Origin of the sequence: Photobacterium sp. BZF1 (assembly GCF_014349205.1) — a bacterium.
Lineage (GTDB): Bacteria > Pseudomonadota > Gammaproteobacteria > Enterobacterales > Vibrionaceae > Photobacterium.
The window spans coordinates 1-17,458 of sequence record NZ_JACSOF010000140.1 but is presented as its reverse complement, the minus strand read 5'-3'; the positions used below and the strand labels follow the sequence as shown (position 1 = coordinate 17,458).

The 17,458-nt window shown below is 48.7% G+C and carries 16 protein-coding genes and 1 tRNA gene; 11 read left to right on the top strand and 6 right to left on the bottom strand.

All coding sequences use genetic code 11. The features are described 5' to 3' along the window. Positions 1-48 precede the first annotated feature (48 nt). The gene (locus BIZ37_RS23915; RefSeq protein WP_187463639.1) at positions 49-1,437 is read right to left on the bottom strand and encodes a peptide MFS transporter; all 1,389 of its coding nucleotides are present in this window, start codon (positions 1,435-1,437) and stop codon (positions 49-51) included. A 415-nt stretch (positions 1,438-1,852) separates the two neighbouring features. Here BIZ37_RS23915 and rfaH point away from each other — a divergent pair, with 415 nt between their 5' ends. Both rfaH and galU read left to right on the top strand, forming a co-directional pair. Then, positions 1,853-2,350, top strand: coding sequence for a transcription/translation regulatory transformer protein RfaH (gene rfaH, locus BIZ37_RS23910; RefSeq protein ID WP_187463638.1), 498 nt, complete (start codon positions 1,853-1,855; stop codon positions 2,348-2,350). Positions 2,351-2,428: 78 nt separating this feature from the next. Then, the gene (gene galU, locus BIZ37_RS23905; protein ID WP_187463637.1) at positions 2,429-3,331 is read left to right on the top strand and encodes a UTP--glucose-1-phosphate uridylyltransferase GalU; all 903 of its coding nucleotides are present in this window, start codon (positions 2,429-2,431) and stop codon (positions 3,329-3,331) included. Between the two features lie 184 nt (positions 3,332-3,515). Here the strand turns inward: galU and folD are convergent, their stop codons facing one another. Next, positions 3,516-4,373: a bifunctional methylenetetrahydrofolate dehydrogenase/methenyltetrahydrofolate cyclohydrolase FolD gene (gene folD, locus BIZ37_RS23900; RefSeq protein ID WP_187463636.1), complete on the bottom strand. Its 858-nt coding sequence runs from the start codon at positions 4,371-4,373 to the stop codon at positions 3,516-3,518. 351 nt (positions 4,374-4,724) lie between these two features. On the opposite strand from folD, the gene BIZ37_RS23895 reads away from it, so the two are divergent. Then, positions 4,725-4,801, top strand: a tRNA-Arg gene (locus BIZ37_RS23895). A gap of 28 nt (positions 4,802-4,829) precedes the next feature. Here the strand turns inward: BIZ37_RS23895 and BIZ37_RS23890 are convergent. After that, complete coding sequence (locus tag BIZ37_RS23890) at positions 4,830-4,994, bottom strand: hypothetical protein (protein WP_187463635.1); 165 nt, start codon at positions 4,992-4,994, stop codon at positions 4,830-4,832. A 362-nt stretch (positions 4,995-5,356) separates the two neighbouring features. After that, complete coding sequence (locus BIZ37_RS23885; RefSeq protein WP_187463634.1) at positions 5,357-6,112, bottom strand: SDR family NAD(P)-dependent oxidoreductase; 756 nt, start codon at positions 6,110-6,112, stop codon at positions 5,357-5,359. 459 nt (positions 6,113-6,571) lie between these two features. Here BIZ37_RS23885 and tig point away from each other — a divergent pair, with 459 nt between their 5' ends. From tig to BIZ37_RS23850, 7 genes are all read left to right on the top strand, one after another. Continuing rightward, positions 6,572-7,876 carry a trigger factor gene (gene tig, locus BIZ37_RS23880; protein WP_187463633.1) on the top strand — a complete coding sequence of 435 codons (1,305 nt, stop codon included), beginning with the start codon at positions 6,572-6,574 and terminating at the stop codon, positions 7,874-7,876. Between the two features lie 107 nt (positions 7,877-7,983). Then, positions 7,984-8,607 carry an ATP-dependent Clp endopeptidase proteolytic subunit ClpP gene (gene clpP / locus BIZ37_RS23875; protein ID WP_005369103.1) on the top strand — a complete coding sequence of 208 codons (624 nt, stop codon included), beginning with the start codon at positions 7,984-7,986 and terminating at the stop codon, positions 8,605-8,607. 114 nt (positions 8,608-8,721) lie between these two features. Continuing rightward, positions 8,722-10,002, top strand: coding sequence for an ATP-dependent protease ATP-binding subunit ClpX (gene clpX, locus BIZ37_RS23870; RefSeq protein WP_187463632.1), 1,281 nt, complete (start codon positions 8,722-8,724; stop codon positions 10,000-10,002). Positions 10,003-10,131: 129 nt separating this feature from the next. Then, positions 10,132-12,504, top strand: a complete 2,373-nt coding sequence (lon, locus tag BIZ37_RS23865; protein ID WP_187463631.1) for an endopeptidase La — start codon at positions 10,132-10,134, stop codon at positions 12,502-12,504. Between the two features lie 211 nt (positions 12,505-12,715). Continuing rightward, complete coding sequence (gene hupB, locus BIZ37_RS23860) at positions 12,716-12,988, top strand: nucleoid-associated protein HU-beta (protein ID WP_107299114.1); 273 nt, start codon at positions 12,716-12,718, stop codon at positions 12,986-12,988. 275 nt (positions 12,989-13,263) lie between these two features. Continuing rightward, positions 13,264-15,153: a peptidylprolyl isomerase gene (ppiD, locus tag BIZ37_RS23855; protein WP_187463630.1), complete on the top strand. Its 1,890-nt coding sequence runs from the start codon at positions 13,264-13,266 to the stop codon at positions 15,151-15,153. A gap of 161 nt (positions 15,154-15,314) precedes the next feature. After that, positions 15,315-15,581, top strand: a complete 267-nt coding sequence (locus BIZ37_RS23850) for a ComEA family DNA-binding protein (RefSeq protein ID WP_370577627.1) — start codon at positions 15,315-15,317, stop codon at positions 15,579-15,581. Positions 15,582-15,802: 221 nt separating this feature from the next. Here the strand turns inward: BIZ37_RS23850 and BIZ37_RS23845 are convergent, their stop codons facing one another. Continuing rightward, the gene (locus BIZ37_RS23845; protein ID WP_187463628.1) at positions 15,803-15,997 is read right to left on the bottom strand and encodes a hypothetical protein; all 195 of its coding nucleotides are present in this window, start codon (positions 15,995-15,997) and stop codon (positions 15,803-15,805) included. A gap of 53 nt (positions 15,998-16,050) precedes the next feature. Next, positions 16,051-16,611, bottom strand: coding sequence for a rhombosortase (rrtA, locus tag BIZ37_RS23840; protein WP_255526882.1), 561 nt, complete (start codon positions 16,609-16,611; stop codon positions 16,051-16,053). 10 nt (positions 16,612-16,621) lie between these two features. On the opposite strand from rrtA, the gene BIZ37_RS23835 reads away from it, so the two are divergent. Continuing rightward, complete coding sequence (locus BIZ37_RS23835; protein WP_187463627.1) at positions 16,622-17,239, top strand: tRNA-uridine aminocarboxypropyltransferase; 618 nt, start codon at positions 16,622-16,624, stop codon at positions 17,237-17,239. The last annotated feature ends 219 nt before the right edge of the window (positions 17,240-17,458 follow it).

Below are 17,458 nucleotides of genomic sequence, written 5' to 3'. Positions count from 1 at the left end.
GGAGAGCCTAGGCTCTCCGTTGTCATTTTTTAATCTGTATTGATCAGGTTAGGCTTGTGCAGGCTGTGGCTCTGCGTCTTCTTCAACCACTTTACCTTCAGCGCCGTGCATCCAGCGGATCAACTGGTTAGAACACATAAGAAGTAGCACACCAGAAACAGTTGCTGCGATAGCGATACCGCTGAAGATAGCCATTGGGCCAGCTTCACCTACGTGTGCACCAATGATACCGGCAACATAGTTAGCGATTGCGTTAAAGCCGAACCATGCACCCATCATCAAAGAAGCAAGGCGAAGCGGTGCTAGCTTGGTAACCATTGATAGGCCAATTGGCGATAGGCAAAGTTCACCCAATGTATGGAAGAAGTACGCACCAACTAGCCAAAACATAGAGGTCTTCACCGCCAAATCACCACCCTGCTGCATTACGGCACCCATCATGCAAACAAAGCCGGCTGCTAGGAAGAACAGACCCATCGCAAATTTAACAGGAGAGCTTGGCTCTTTAGGACCCATTTTCACCCAGATAGACGCAATAAGCGGCGCGAGGGTGATAACGAAGAATGGGTTTAGTGACTGGAACCAAGCTGCAGGTACTTCGAAGCTACCGATCATGCGGTCGGTGTATTGCTGCGAGAAGATGTTCATTAGGCCACCGGCTTGTTCGAAGCCTGCCCAGAAGATAACCACAAAGAGACCCATGATCATGATAACTTTCAGGCGATCTTTTTCTTGTTTGGTCAAAGGCTCCTGCTTACCTGATTTATTCATGGCTGCAGCACGTTTAGCCGCTGGCTCTTTACCGATATCACCTAGAAGGCGCTCGGCAAAAATCAGTTGGGTCACTAGGCTGATCAGCATACCGATACCTGCAGTAAGGAAACCGGCTTTCCAGCCGTAAGCCGCAGATGCGGTACCTGCAATGATACCCGCTAGCAATGAACCAAGGTTGATACCCATATAGAAGATAGTGAAAGCACCGTCGCGGCGGTTATCGCCTTCTTGGTATAGATCGCCCACCATGGTTGAGATGTTCGGCTTGAACATACCATTACCGATGATCAGCAAGCCTAGGCCGAGATAGAAAGCGGTCACAGAATGTGGGTCGACCATGCTGTTAGGTAAGGCAAGGGTGAATTGGCCAAGGGCCATTAATACACCACCGATAATAATAGAGCGGCGTTGGCCCATGAAGTTATCGGCAATCCATCCACCAATCAATGGGGTGATGTACACCAGACCGGTATAAATACCGTAAAGGTTGAGGGCATCCTGGGTTGACCAGCCAAGACCGCCGTTGATGGTTTTATCGGTGAGGTAAAGCACCAGAATGGCACGCATCGCATAGTAAGAAAAACGTTCCCACAGTTCGGTTCCAAACAGTAAGAACAAACCTTTAGGATGGCCTAACAACGTGCCACTATTCAGATTGCTCATAATTATTCTCTAAATTTAATTGGTTTTGTGTTTGCTAATGTCGCCCCTTTTATAAATGACAAATTATTAAACTGCAAATCGTTACAAATAAAAAACAAAACAAAAACAACGCAAGGTGCTGATTAGTAAGCACTTGTTTGCTAATCGCTCAAAATTGAAATTTCAGATTTCCAAGAAGCGGGTTTAATATAATGCTGCCTCATACGCCACGGGTAGATTTTTATTCTTATTTTTAAGTCATTTCAAGCTTTATATTCTGTTGGTGGGTTCTGTTAATGATTATTACATTTGTGGTTGGTTATGCAGTTTTTGCAAAAACATATCAGTGAATTTGTCTGAAGGGAGCAAAACATTGTCGGTTGGGGAAGCTTGGGTATAATTACTAAAGCTAGAGGATTAACTGACTGAGAATGCTATGAAAGATTGGTACCTACTATATTGTAAGCGCAGTGAGCAGGAGCGCGCGGTGATCAATCTTGATCGTCAAGGGGTTGAGTGTTACTACCCGCAGGTGACGGTGGAGAAAATAGTACGCGGTAAAAGGGTAACGGCATTTGAACCGCTATTCCCAAGCTATATGTTCGTCTATTTCGACCCCGAAGTGATTAGCTATACTACTGTTCGTTCAACGCGTGGGGTGGCAGACTTTATCCGCCAGGGCGCGCGGCCTCAAACCGTAAACCCAGACCTTATCTACAGTTTGATGATCAACGAAGACTCTGAAGAGCAGCAAGCCAAGTTATCTGACCTTCCTAAGCCGGGTGAGACACTAAAACTCACTCAGGGCCAATTCAAAGGGATAGAAGCCATTTACCAAGAGCCAGACGGTGAAAAGCGTTCATTTATGCTGATTAACTTGCTTGGCAAACCAGTGAAAGTCAGTGTTCAAAATGAAGACCTGATGAAAAAATAATCCATATAAAGTGCATTGTTGGATTCAGTTACAATGACTTTGTTATAGTGGTTTGAATAATTTTAAATGGAATAAACTATGTCAACATCTTCCCCTGTACGTAAGGCGGTGATCCCTGTCGCTGGTTTGGGTACTCGCATGCTTCCTGCAACCAAAGCTATCCCAAAAGAAATGTTACCTATCGTCGATAAACCACTCATCCAGTATGTGGTTAACGAGTGTGTTGCGGCGGGTATCAAAGAGATTGTATTGGTGACCCATTCATCGAAGAATTCGATTGAAAACCACTTCGATACCTCTTTCGAACTGGAAGCTACACTGGAGAAGCGTGTTAAGCGCCAATTGCTTGATGAAGTACAGGGTATTTGCCCGAAAGATGTCACCATCATGCATGTACGTCAGGGACAGGCCAAAGGCCTTGGCCATGCGGTGCTATGTGCCCATCCTCTGGTTGGTGATGAACCATTTGCCGTTGTACTGCCGGATGTGATTTTGGATGATGCTGCCAGCGATCTTCGCCGTGAGAACATGGCGGCGATGGTCAGCGCATTTAATGATACTCAAATTAGCCAGGTAATGGTTGAGCCTGTTCCGATGTCAGAGGTATCGAGCTATGGTGTTGCTGATATCAATGGTGCTGAGCTGAAACCGGGTGAGACGGTAGCCATGAGCAAAGTGGTAGAAAAGCCAGTCCGTGAAGAAGCCCCATCGAACCTTGCCATTGTTGGTCGTTACGTTTTACCTGCTGAAATTTGGTCTCTGTTGGCTCGCACGCCAGTGGGTGCCGGTGATGAGATTCAGCTGACAGATGCGATTGATATGCTGATGGAAGATCAGCAAGTGAATGCGTTCCACATGTCAGGCAAGAGCCACGACTGTGGTAGCAAGCTTGGCTACATGCAGGCATTCGTTGAATACGGCATGCGCCATGAGTCTCTGGGCGAGGAATTCAAAGCGTATTTGAAGGAAATTGTGAAGTAAGCAAGGTCCTAGGAAAAAAGGTTCCTAGTTCCTGGGAAGAGCAAAGAGCTCAATGCGTTAAGCATAACAAGCCATGCTATATAGTTACAAAAAAGCGAGAGGTGGTAACCTCTCGCTTTTTTATTGTAACCAAGCAGCCTTTCCAAGGGCCTAGGACCAAGGGCCGGCTCTTCACCCGCTTTTATCACTTCTCATGATACTGCTCACACGCATGTAGCGTGTTTTCAATCAGTGTTGCGACGGTCATTGGACCGACGCCGCCTGGTACTGGGGTGATATGGCGGGCACGCTCGCGGGCAATATCATACTCCACGTCACCGGCCAGTTTTCCGTTGTCTAAACGGTTGATGCCCACATCGATGACGGTAGCCCCTTCTTTGATCCAGTTACCAGGGATAAAGTTAGGTTTACCAACCGCAACGACCAAGATATCAGCCTGGCGAACGTGGCTTTCCAAGTCTTGGGTAAAGCGGTGACAAGTGGTTGTGGTTGCTCCTGCCAGCAGCAGCTCAAGGGTCATCGGGCGGCCGACAATGTTCGACGCGCCAACAATGACGGCATGCTTGCCCCTAACGGCGATATTGTAGCGCTCAAGCAGGGTAATGATTCCTTTCGGAGTACATGAGCGTAGCTTGGGGATGCGTTGACATAAACGGCCAACGTTGTACGGGTGGAAACCGTCAACGTCTTTCTCTGGGTCAATATGCTCTAGTACCTTGGTGCTATCAATACCCGCTGGTAGTGGCAACTGGACCAAAATACCATCCACTTCGTTATCACCGTTTAGCTCGTCGATTAAAGCGAGCAGTTCAGTTTCGGTTGTGGTGGCCGGTAAGTCGAATGACTTGGACACAAAGCCGACTTCATCACAGGCTTTACGTTTGCTGCCTACGTAAATTTGCGAGGCAGGATCCTGACCTACCAAGACAACGGCGAGCCCTGGTGCACGAAGGCCTGCATCGAGACGAGCCTTAACTCGGGCAGCAACTTCTTGACGAACTGTTTGCGAAATGAGTTTTCCATCAATGATTTGAGCGGCCATGATTATCCTTTGAACTGAAATTGACTGAGCGTGGAGCAAAGTAGCTTTGTTTATTGCATGTACTCTTTAATGAGCCATTACTGGTGCTACTTGATTGTTGTATTGTCGCAGAGAATGTTACGAAGATCTATAGCGCAAACGTTTGCGTGTGGGTTTTGTTTACGTTTTGGTAATAGTTGCTGTTTTAGTGTGGTTATTGTTAACTTGAATTGTCTCTCGCCCATAGCCTATGCAATTTGTACTATGTTTGGTCACTTAAGTGCAAATGCAGAGAAAATAGGGGAAAAGGCATTGACGTTCATGGTCGGAGACGTATAATTCCGTTCCGTAACCCAGTGTTACACCAATGATGCGCCCTTAGCTCAGCTGGATAGAGCACGTCCCTTCTAAGGATGTGGTCGTAGGTTCGAATCCTACAGGGCGTGCCATTTCCCCTCTTCATTCCTGATGCTATTTCTAGCGAATTAATCTACCCGTATCACAACCCGTTTTTCCTGTACCACCCTGATGCTGTTTTGTGCATCCTGCCATTTCGTTCATCAAAAACTGTTTCAGCGCCTGCTGTTCGCGTTCGTTACTTGGTTGCCATGAGGCGATCACTGTTGCCTTGTTCCTTTTCATCGTTTTGTCCTTAATATTTGCAGCTAAAATAATGCCGCATACTCTTGGGGAATATTCGACTGGTATCATAAATAACGGATTGGTTAAATTTTGTGGTATCCATCAATTTAATCGATTAACCATTTTGTTATTAGGGCTACTGTCAGGAAGGGTTCAGGGAGTACTATGGCTAGAGGCTAGAGGCTAGAGGCTAGAGGCTAGAGGCTAGAGGGTGAAAATGACAGCCGAGCCATTGGCAATAGGCCAAGGGCGAGAGTTAAAGAAAGTAGCAAGAGCTTGTCAGGGTTAGGCTCTTGCAAACAATCTGGTTCGCCCATCGCCCATCGCCCATCGCCCATCGCCCATCGCCCATCGCCCATTCCTCACCACTCAATCTCACTCCCGTCCCAATGAAAAAACTTACCGCTGTCTTCAGGAGCTAGGGCGCTCAGCACGCGATAAATCCGTTCGGCGGAAAGTTGTGGGGTATATAGCTTGTCGCTGCTGATGTTGTTTTGGAAAGGCACAGACAAAGGCGTGTCAGTGGTGCCGGGGTGGATAGCAGCAACACAGGCTAGGGGAAACCGCCTCTGCCATTCTATGCTGAGGGTTTTGACGAACATGTTAAGTGCTGCTTTGCTCATTCGGTAACTGTACCATCCGCCAGAGCGGTTGTCGGAAATAGAGCCGACCATGGCCGAGAGGCACAGGAAGCGAAAAGGTTCGTCACGTTTGTATAGCGTTTCGAGGTATTGGGCCACCGCGATGCTGGTATAGGTGTTGGCCTGGATATTGTCAGCAAGGAATGAGCCGTTGATTTGCGATAGGCGTTTTTCCGGCATGTTGTCTGTGTGTTTGCCATGAAGCAGCCCTGAGGCATTGATGATCCAGTCAGGACTGCCGTATTGTCCAAAAATATCGGAGACAGCCGCCAACCCTTCAGCGTCCTGCCGGTTGATATCACATGCTATGGCTAAAGCCTGCCTCGGGTAGTCGCCTTGCAACTGTTGCAGTTCGGCGGCAGGTTGGCGCGACATGGCTGTAACTTGGTGGCCTTGGCTGAGTATATGGCGGCAAAGGGCCAAGCCCAGGCCACCGTTGGCACCGATAACCCAAACTTTCTTTTTATCTCCCGCCATCACTCTTTCCTCTGTCAAAAGCTAACAATGTATACGCACTGCATTGCATTTCAGACCACTTTTTGATTTGGCTACACGTGGACAGCAGCGAACACGGCAATAATTCGGCATTTAGGCGGGAAAAGAGGCAGTTAAAACCGAGTACGGTCAAAAAAACGTAAAAGGAAACGATTTTTTTGGGGTTTTCCCTTGTAAATGGAATTTTTGCCCCTATCTTGTGTGAAAGGTTTGATTGTGGTGCGACCACTCTGTCTCGACGACAGGGCTGAGGATCGCTATAATACCGCGTTTTTAGTCCCTACTGGGTGGTCTTAAGCCTAATAAAGTAGGAACTATCAGAATTAAGGCGTTATGGTTTTGGCGTGGTTGCCGGCCATAACACGAAAGGATGCCACCGTCAGCATGACTGATCGGCAACATCACTCAGATAGCACTGAGTAAGTTTTGAGGTTAAATAAAATGCAAGTTACCGTTGAAACCACTGAAGGTCTAGAACGCCATCTAACTATCACAGTTCCAGCTGCAAACATCGAAGACGCTGTAACAGCTGAACTGAAGAAAATTGCTAAGAATCGTCGTTTCGATGGTTTCCGTCCAGGTAAAGCACCAATCAAAATGGTTGCTCGTATGTTCGGCGCTTCTGTTCGTCAGGACATCCTAGGTGAAGTGATGCAGCGTCACTACATCGAAGCGATCGTTAAAGAAAAAATTAACCCAGCAGGCGCACCTACTTTCACTCCAGTTGAAATGGCTGAAGGTAAAGACCTAGTATTCAAAGCGTCTTTCGAAATCTTCCCAGAAATCGAACTAGCTGGCCTAGAAAACATCTCTGTTGAGAAACCAGCAGTAGAAGTTAAAGACGAAGACGTTGAAACTATGCTTGAGACGCTTCGCAAGCAGCAAGCAACTTGGAACGAAGTTGAAGAAGCTGCAGCTGCAGACAGCCGCGTAACTATCGACTTCACTGGTTCTATCGACGGCGAAGAGTTCGAAGGCGGTAAAGCTGAAGGTTTCGCTCTTGCAATGGGCCAGGGCCGCATGATCCCAGGTTTCGAAGACGGTATCGTTGGTAAGAAAGCAGGCGAAGAGTTCTCTCTAGAAGTCACTTTCCCAGAAGATTACCACGCTGAAAACCTAAAAGGTAAAGCAGCAACTTTCGCTATCAAACTACACAAAGTTGAAGCTCAGGAACTTCCAGAGCTAACTGAAGAGTTCGTTGCTAAGTTCGGCGTTGAAGACGGTTCTGTTGAAGGTCTTAAAGCTGAAGTTCGTAAGAACATGGAGCGCGAGCTGAAGCAAGCTGTTAAGAACCGCATCAAAGATCAGGTTCTAAACGGCCTAGTTGAGCAGAACGACATCACTGTTCCTGCTGCTCTTATCGACCAGGAAATCAACGTTCTACGCCAGCAGGCAACTCAGCGCTTCGGCGGTGATGCTGCTAACGCTCCTGAGCTTCCACGTGAGCTATTCGAAGAGCAAGCTAAGCGCCGTGTAGTTGTTGGCCTACTTCTAGGTGAAGTGATCAAGTCTGAAGAGCTAAAAGCTGATGAAGAACGCGTTAAAGCTATCATCGCTGAAATGGCTTCTGCATACGAAGATCCAACAGAAGTAGTTGCTTACTACGAGAAGAACGAGCAGATGATGAACAACATGCGCAACGTTGCTCTAGAAGAGCAAGCTATCGATGCGCTACTGGCTAAAGCTCAGGTTTCAGAAAAAGAAGTTAGCTTCAACGATCTGATGAACCAGCAGCCAGCTGCATAATTTGCTGAAATTACTGTAGGGATTTGACTTTACTTCAAATCTTCTGCTAACAATGGTCCGTGTGAGAGTAATTTCATTCGGGCCATTTATTTTAGGGAAATAACGTTATGAGCTACCAAGAAAAAAACGCCATGTCGCCGATTTTGGATGCGCTGGTTCCTATGGTGGTCGAGCAGACTTCTCGTGGTGAACGTTCCTACGACATCTATTCCCGACTACTAAAAGAGCGTGTGATCTTCTTGACCGGTCAGGTTGAAGACCACATGGCCAACCTAGTTGTTGCACAGCTTCTGTTCCTTGAATCTGAAAACCCTGACAAAGATATCTTCCTATACATCAACTCGCCAGGCGGTTCGGTGACTGCGGGTATGTCTATTTACGACACCATGCAGTTCATCAAGCCAAACGTCAGCACGGTATGTATGGGTCAGGCATGTTCAATGGGTGCCTTCCTGCTAGCAGGTGGTGCTAAAGGTAAGCGTTACTGCCTACCGAACTCCCGTGTAATGATTCACCAGCCGCTAGGTGGCTTCCAGGGCCAGGCATCTGATATCCAGATCCACGCCCAGGAAATCCTAACGATCAAACAGCGCCTAAACGGTTTGCTTGCTGAGCACACTGGCCAACCACTTGAAGTGGTTGAACGCGATACTGATCGTGATAACTTTATGTCGGCAGAACAAGCTGTAGAGTATGGCTTGGTCGACGCAGTTTTGAGTCAGCGTGACTAAGTTTTTTTGCCTCCGTGCAGCGACTTAGCCGCTTGCACGGAGCAAAAAGACCTGAGTTGTTATACACTCAAAACAAAGGCAATGATGGGGTAAGACCCGAAAAGAGGTTAGCGAATGACAGATAAGCGAAAAGAGAGTGGTAGTGGAAAACTGCTGTACTGCTCTTTCTGCGGCAAAAGTCAGCATGAAGTTCGCAAGCTGATTGCAGGCCCTTCTGTGTATATTTGCGATGAATGTGTTGACCTGTGCAACGACATCATTCGTGAAGAAATCAAAGAAGTAATGCCTAAGCGTGATGGCAATGAACTTCCGACACCACAGGAAATTCGTGCAAACCTGGATGAATACGTTATTGGTCAGTCCCATGCGAAGAAAGTACTCGCGGTAGCGGTTTACAACCACTACAAGCGCCTTCGTAACGGTGACACCAATAGTGACGGTGTTGAGTTGGGCAAGAGTAACATCTTGTTGATCGGCCCAACGGGTAGCGGTAAGACGTTACTGGCAGAAACATTAGCACGCATGCTGGATGTACCGTTCACCATGGCGGATGCGACCACCCTGACCGAAGCCGGTTATGTTGGTGAGGATGTTGAGAACATCATCCAGAAGCTGCTGCAGAAATGTGATTACGATGTAGCCAAAGCCGAGCGCGGCATTGTTTACATCGATGAGATCGACAAGATCTCTCGTAAGTCAGACAACCCATCAATTACCCGCGACGTGTCGGGTGAAGGTGTTCAGCAGGCATTGCTGAAGCTGATTGAAGGTACAGTCGCCTCGGTTCCGCCGCAAGGTGGCCGTAAGCATCCTCAGCAGGAGTTCCTGCAAGTGGATACGTCAAAAATCTTGTTCATCTGTGGCGGTGCATTCGCCGGTTTGGACAAGGTGGTTGATCAGCGTGTGGCAACAGGTACTGGTATCGGCTTCGGTGCGGATGTCCGCTCGAAAGATGAATCTCGTACCCTGAGCGATTTGTTCGAGCAGGTTGAGCCAGAAGATTTGGTTAAATACGGCCTGATCCCTGAGTTCATCGGTCGTCTTCCAGTGACGGCTATCCTGAACGAGCTGGATGAAGACGCTCTAGTACAGATCCTACGCGAGCCTAAGAATGCGCTTACCAAACAGTATGCGGCACTTCTTGAGTTAGAAAACGTAGAGCTTGAATTCCGTGACGATGCGCTTGTGGCGATTGCCCGCAAGGCAATGGAACGTAAGACAGGTGCCCGTGGTCTTCGCTCGATTGTTGAGGCGGTGCTACTTGATACTATGTACGAGCTACCTTCAGCAGAAGGTGTTAGCAAGGTTGTGATTGATGAATCAGTTATCAAAGGTGAATCTGAGCCTCTACTGATTTACGAAAACACTGAAAACCAAGCGGCTGGTGCTGAGTAATTTCTGCGCAGAGCGGTCAAAAAAAGGAGGCAATCGCCTCCTTTTTTATTTTCTGATACATATCCCGTTGAATCTTTTGCCGATGCCCCCATATACTCAATAATAAGAGTGAACGGAAGAGAGAATAATATGAACCTGGAGCGTTCGGAACGCCTTGAGATCCCCGTTCTGCCACTTCGTGATGTGGTGGTCTACCCGCATATGGTCATTCCATTGTTTGTAGGCCGGGATAAATCTATTCGCTGCCTTGAAGCGGCGATGGACGATGATAAACAAATTCTGTTGGTGGCCCAAAAAGAAGCGGCGACTGACGAGCCTGCTATCACCGATCTGTACGACGTCGGTACGGTAGCGACTATCCTACAATTGCTTAAGCTGCCAGACGGTACCGTGAAGGTACTGGTTGAAGGCCAGCAGCGAGCTAAAGTTGAAAACCTGCGTGATGATGAGTTCTTCAGTGCCGAAGCTGATTTCCTTGTAACCGAGGAAATGGATGAGCGCGAGCAGGAAGTCCTCGTCCGTACGGCGATCAACCAGTTCGAAGGCTTTATCAAGCTCAACAAGAAAATCCCGCCGGAAGTGCTGACTTCGCTCAACGGTATCGACGAGGCCGCACGCCTGGCTGATACCATTGCTGCCCACATGCCGCTGAAGCTGGCTGACAAGCAGAAGGTGCTGGAGATTGTCGACGTTGTGGAACGCCTTGAGTTCCTGATGGCGATGATGGAGTCTGAAATTGATCTGCTGCAGGTGGAAAAACGCATCCGCGGCCGCGTCAAGAAGCAGATGGAAAAGAGTCAGCGCGAGTACTACCTCAACGAGCAGATGAAGGCTATCCAGAAAGAGCTGGGTGAGCTGGACGATGCGCCGGATGAGTTCGAGTCTTTGAAGAAGAAAATCGAAGAGTCGAAAATGCCGAAAGAGGCACGCGAGAAGACAGAACAAGAGCTACAGAAGCTTAAGATGATGTCGCCGATGTCTGCCGAGGCAACGGTTGTACGTGGTTACATCGATTGGATGCTGAGTGTACCGTGGTTCAAGCGCTCCAAGGTGAAGAAGAACCTTGCCAAAGCCGAAGAAGTGCTGAATGCCGACCATTACGGCCTTGAGCGCGTCAAGGAGCGTATCCTTGAGTACTTGGCAGTACAGAGCCGCATCAACAAGCTAAAAGGCCCTATCCTGTGTTTGGTAGGCCCTCCTGGTGTGGGTAAAACGTCACTGGGGCAGTCAATTGCCGCTGCTACCGGCCGTAAATATACCCGTATGGCACTGGGCGGCGTACGTGATGAAGCGGAAATCCGTGGTCACCGCCGTACCTACATCGGTTCGATGCCAGGCAAATTGATCCAGAAGATGTCCAAGGTTGAGGTGAAGAACCCGCTGTTCTTGCTCGATGAAATCGACAAGATGTCATCTGATATGCGTGGTGACCCGTCTTCAGCGCTGTTGGAAGTTCTGGATCCAGAACAGAACAGTGCGTTCAACGACCACTACTTGGAAGTGGACTATGACTTGTCTGATGTTATGTTCGTTGCCACATCGAACTCAATGAACATTCCAGGCCCGCTGCTTGACCGTATGGAAGTGATCCGTCTATCTGGTTATACCGAAGACGAGAAACTGAATATTGCCAAGCGCCACTTGCTTGAGAAGCAAATCAAGCGAAATGGCTTGAAGCCGCACGAGATCGAAGTCGATGACTCGGCCCTGATCGGCATCATCCGTTACTACACGCGTGAAGCGGGTGTACGTAGCCTTGAGCGTGAAGTCTCCAAACTATGCCGCAAGGCCGTGAAAGAGATCTTGCTAAGCCCAGAGACCAAGAAGGTTGTGATCACACAAGACAACTTGAAAGAGTACTTGGGTGTTCAGCGTTTTGACTACGGCAAAGCCGAAGAGAACAACCGTATCGGTCAGGTGACTGGCTTGGCGTGGACCGAAGTGGGCGGTGATCTGCTGACTATCGAAACCGAGTCGATGCCAGGTAAAGGTAAGCTGACCTACACCGGCTCCCTAGGTGACGTGATGCAGGAGTCTATCCAGGCAGCCATGACCGTTGTTCGTACTCGTGCCGAGCGTCTAGGTGTTGCCCCTGACTTCTACGAGAAGCGTGATATTCACGTTCACGTACCTGAAGGTGCAACGCCAAAAGACGGTCCGAGCGCAGGTATCGCGATGTGTACGGCGCTGGTTTCTAGCCTGACGGGTAACCCCGTTCGCGGTGATGTTGCCATGACGGGTGAAATCACACTACGTGGTGAAGTGTTGCCAATTGGTGGCTTGAAAGAGAAACTACTTGCTGCGCACCGTGGTGGGATCAAAACGGTACTGATTCCGAAGGAAAACGAACGCGATCTGGAAGAGATCCCAGATAACGTGATTGCTGATTTGGAAGTGCGACCAGTGCGTTGGATTGATGAAGTGCTAACCGTTGCACTGCAGAATAATCCAACGGGTATTGAACTGGTAAACGCCCAAAACAGTGACGTGCAGCAAAGTTAAGATATGAAAAAACGCTTTCGGGGATAAAAACCTTGTCAGCGTTTTTTTGTGTGGCTATAAGTGAGTTCTAATTTGCCGTTAGCTCAATAAAATCAATGTCTACAGGCGAACTTGGGTTCTCTGTTGATATAATGAAACTGATTCTTTTTGTCCGTGATGTTAATTTTGCCATGAAGGCTCAAACGGATACCGTTCATAGAGGGGATAGATCGTGAACAAAACTCAACTTGTTGATAAAATCGCTGAAAATGCAGATATTTCTAAAGCGTCTGCGGGTCGTGCACTGGATGCATTCATCGACGCCGTATCTGAGAGCCTAAAAGACGGTGATCAGGTTGCGCTTGTTGGCTTCGGTACATTCTCTGTACGTGAGCGTGCAGCACGCACCGGCCGCAACCCACAGACAGGCGAAGAAATTCAAATCTCTGCAGCGAAAGTACCTGGCTTTAAAGCAGGTAAAGCGCTTAAAGATTCTGTAAACTAAGCGAGGGCACTGCCCGCCAGTTTGTTTGAACAAACGAACATTCAGGTTGTCTTAACTGGCAATCTGGCATGATAAAGGGCGCATCCGGTCGGTGCGCTTTTTTTACTTTTGGAAAAGTGTGAATTTTTCAGGTCTTCGCCTGTTAGCATTCTTCACTAATATCAATATGGATAAGCTGTGGTTGTGGCGTCATCTTGGCTTCATTGGCCTAATTGGGGCTTATCACAGGTTGGTATTACCATGCCAAATCGAATAGGTAGGAGATACGGCAAATTATGATGGAGCGTATGCGCGAAGGCGCAAGCAGCATTTGGGTCAAGATTATCCTTGGTCTGATTATTCTTTCTTTTGTTTTTGCAGGGGTAGGTAGTTATCTTGCTGGTGGAAGCGAGCAGGTAGCCGCCAAGGTTGATGATCGTGAAATCAGCCAGCGCGAATTCGAAATGGCTTACCAGAACGAGCGCAACCGCATGCAGGCGCAACTGGGTGATTACTTCTCTACCCTGATGGGTGACCCAGCTTATGTACAGCAGTTCCGCCGTAGTGTGCTTGACCGTATGGTTAATGATCTACTGATCGAACAGCGCGCCAACGAACTAGGTTTGCGCATTAGCGATCAGCAGGTTCGCCAGACTATTGTGTCCATGCCTGAATTCCAGCGCGATGGTGTATTTGACAACGAACAGTACAACGCGCTGCTTCGCCGTTCAGGTCTAACCCCAGATATGTTCGCAGAATCTATGCGTACAGACTTGCTGCGCCAGCAACTGTTGCTTGCTATCCAGGGCAGTGACTTTGCACTGGGCAATGAAGTGACAGCGCTTATCAAGCTTGAGCGTCAGGAACGTGAAATCCGCACGCTAACCCTTGATGTGGCTGAGTTCACCAATAAAGCTGAAGTGACTGACGAGGAAGCGCAAGCTTACTACGAGCAGAACCCACTGCAGTTCACCCGCCCAGACCAAGTTAAGGCCGCTTACATCGAATTGTCAGGTACTAACCTGAAAGAGACCCTGAATGTCTCTGAAGATGATGCTAAAGCGTACTACGACGAAAACCAAAGCAAGTACGGCAGTGCCGAGCAACGCCAAGCAAGCCATATCCTAGTTCAGGGTAAGGGTAGCGAAGCGAAAACCAAAGCTGAAAACCTACTTGCCGAGCTGAACAACGGCGCAGACTTTGCCGAGCTAGCGGAAACGTCTTCTGATGACACATTCAGTGGCAAAGATGGCGGTAAGCTTGATTGGTTCGAGCGTGGCGTGATGGATCCGGCTTTTGAAGACGCGGCTTTTGCCCTGAACAAAGGCGAGATCTCTGGTGTTGTTGAGTCTGATTTCGGATACCACATCATCAAGCTAGATGACATCAAAGAACCACAAGTTAAGCCGTTCGCTGATGTTCGTGATGAAATCCTAGCCGAACTTCGCGAGCAACGTGCCGCTGAAGCCTTCTATGACCTTCAGACTCAACTAGCCGAGAAAGCGTTCGAAATGCCAGACTCTCTGGATGACGCTGCTGAAGCGGTAGATGCAACGGTACAAACAACGGATTTCATCTCTCAGTCTGATGCGCCGGGCGTTTTGGCTAACCCAGCTGTGCAGCAGGCGCTGTTTAGCCCTGAAGTACGTGAAGACGGCCTGAACTCAGATGTTATCGAAATCGGTCCTGAGCATGTGGTTGTTGTACGTGTTGATGACTCCCGTGATGAAATGGTTCTGCCATTTGACGAAGTCTCAGCCAAAGTGAAGCAGCAGCTATCTGTCGTTAAAGGCGAAGAGGCTGCAAGCGCGAAAGCTGATGAACTGGTTGCCGCTCTTCGTGATGGCAACACTGACGTGTTGGCTGATGAAGGCTTGAGCTTCTCTGAAGCAGAGGTCATCAACCGTATGGGCGCAGATCGCCTTGTTGCTCAGGTTGCATTCGGTCTTGCTAAGCCTGCGGAAAGTGATGCTGTATACGGCGTAACCCGTGATATGGAAGGCAATATGCTTATTATCGCGCTGGACAAAGTGATTGAAGCGGATGTTGATGCAGATGCTGTTGACCTGCAGATGACGCAGCAACTTGAGCAGATGCATGCCCAGCAAGACGTGATGGCAACACTAGACGTTCTGCGAAATGCAGCTAAAGTGTCTTACCCTGTGTTGGATACAACAACAAATTAATTGTAACTAATACGTTGCTTGACGGGCCGCCATTGTGCGGCCCGTCGTTTTTTTGGGCAAAGCAAACCAATCTTCGTGTACAGTTTTAGACTATATCGCCACCCTTACTCTTGTTTAATACAAGGAGTAAGCGTATGAAGAAAACAATTTGTTCTATTTCAATGGTCGTTGCTTTAGTTGTTGGCGGTGTAGCCCCTGTGCTGGCAAGCGGGGAGAGTTATGAAGGCATCGAGATCACTATCAACATCAATGATGCAAATGCAGAAGAGTTGGATAAGTTATTGATTGGTATTGGGCCGGACAAAGCAGCCAACATTATTGAATACCGTGATGCGAATGGGCCTTTTTCTTCCCCAGAAGACCTCATCAACGTGAAGGGAATTGGTGTATCTACGGTTGAAAAGAACCGTGAGAGGATAGAGCTTTAGCTTAGGCCCTAGGTGATAGGTCCTAGGCGCTTGGAAAGGCAAAGACTTGGCCCTAAAAGGTTTTAGGGCCATAGCTTAGAAAGAGAAAATACCGCTTTACCCATAGAAAAACCTAGATCCCTCGAAGAAACCAGCAATAACCTCCCAGGACCCAGGACCCAGGACCCAGGACCCAGGACCCAGGACCTAGGACCTAGGACCTAGGACCTAGGACCCAGGACCTAGCTCCTCTCAACATACCTAAACTTCTGCCTTGCTGGGGTAAAGTGAACTTGGTAACCGTCGGCTTCATATTCACTGGCAATTAGCTTGGCTTGTTCGATCGGGAATTTGTATTTACCCATCGAGCCTACACGGACACAGCCTGTCGGCAAGGTGATATTGATACGGTATAAGGTGTCCGCTGCGGTATTCATTCGGGCTCGTTATGCTCAGGCTTGAAAGATATTAAGTTGCATTTTAAATGCAATTAATTATCGTTGGCAATCCTTTTCTTCATCCATTGCGGCAGCGTGAAAAGTACTCCGCCAAAAACACCGACGAGATGGGCTTCAACCGCCACCCTAGCGCCAATCAGCTCAGCGGAACTGGCAGATCCGCCTGAAACTTGTTCCCACAATACTTTGGCTATAACGCCGATGAGCAGCACCCAGCCTAGTTTATCCTTAACTTTGATATCCTGTATGGCTCCCCATGCAAACAGCCCGTGTAACACTCCAGAGAGGCCGGCATACCATTCCATAGAGCTCAGTAATAGGCTGACGCCAATGAACCCTGAAATAGTCAGGATAAGTAAGCCAAGGCGCTGGCTGGTAAGGTAGCGGCGAAAGATGAAGGTAATGATTGCCAAGCCGAGACTGTTCATTATCATGTGTGCCCAGTTGGTGTGGGTCAGGTTTCCGCTGACCAGTCGCCATATTTCCCCATCGGCTATCAAAGGGCGTTGCCATACCAGCAACGGCTGGATGGCGGGCAGCTGGGCGGCGGCCATCATACCGATAATAATGAAAATGAAGATGCGAATAGACAAGGCTACCTCGATGAGTCGATATTGTGAACGGTGCAAAAAAGCAACCAAGGCATGTATTTGCCAGTGGATCCAACAGCTTGATGCTAAAACTGAATTGTGGATTTTACAACATCCATCGGAAGTAAAGCGGGCAATTGGTACCGCAAGGATCCTCACTTTATCGCTTCCCAATGCCAAACTGTGGGTCGGCGAGGACTTCTCACAACATGAGGAAATCAATCAGTTGCTGGCTGAGCCGGGCCGCCGTGCATGGGTCGTCTACCTGGGTGAGGGTGCCCAGCCTATTTCAAGCCTCGCTGAAAAAAGCTCAGATCAAGACGCCATTACAAAGCGTACCTTGATCCTGCTCGATGGCACCTGGAAGAAAGCCTACAAGATGTGGCAGCTTTCAGCGAACCTCCAGCAATTGCCAACCGTCGCTCTCGATAATGCCGATCAGGGTAACTACCGCATCCGAAAATCACCAAAGTCCCAAGGCGTCTCGACCGTAGAAGCGGGATACCTAGCCCTGACAGCCTTGGAAGGCGAGGGCGACAAATTCGACCCGTTGATCGATGCGTTCAACCAGATGATTGAGTTCCAAATCCAGCAAATGCCGGAAGGGGTGTTTGAGAGGAATTACCGTTAAGAGCTGGCCCTCGGAAGAGCGGGCCCTAGGAGAATCGGGAGCGAGGTCCTTGGAAAAGCGGGAAGAGCGAAAGAACAAGAGCGAAGAGCTTTACATCGATTAGCTAAGAGAAAACGCTTTTGCAGGACCCAGGACCCAGGACCCAGGACCCAGGACCCAGGACCCAGGACCCAGGACCCAGGACCCAGGACCCAGGACCCAGGACCCAGGACCCAGGAC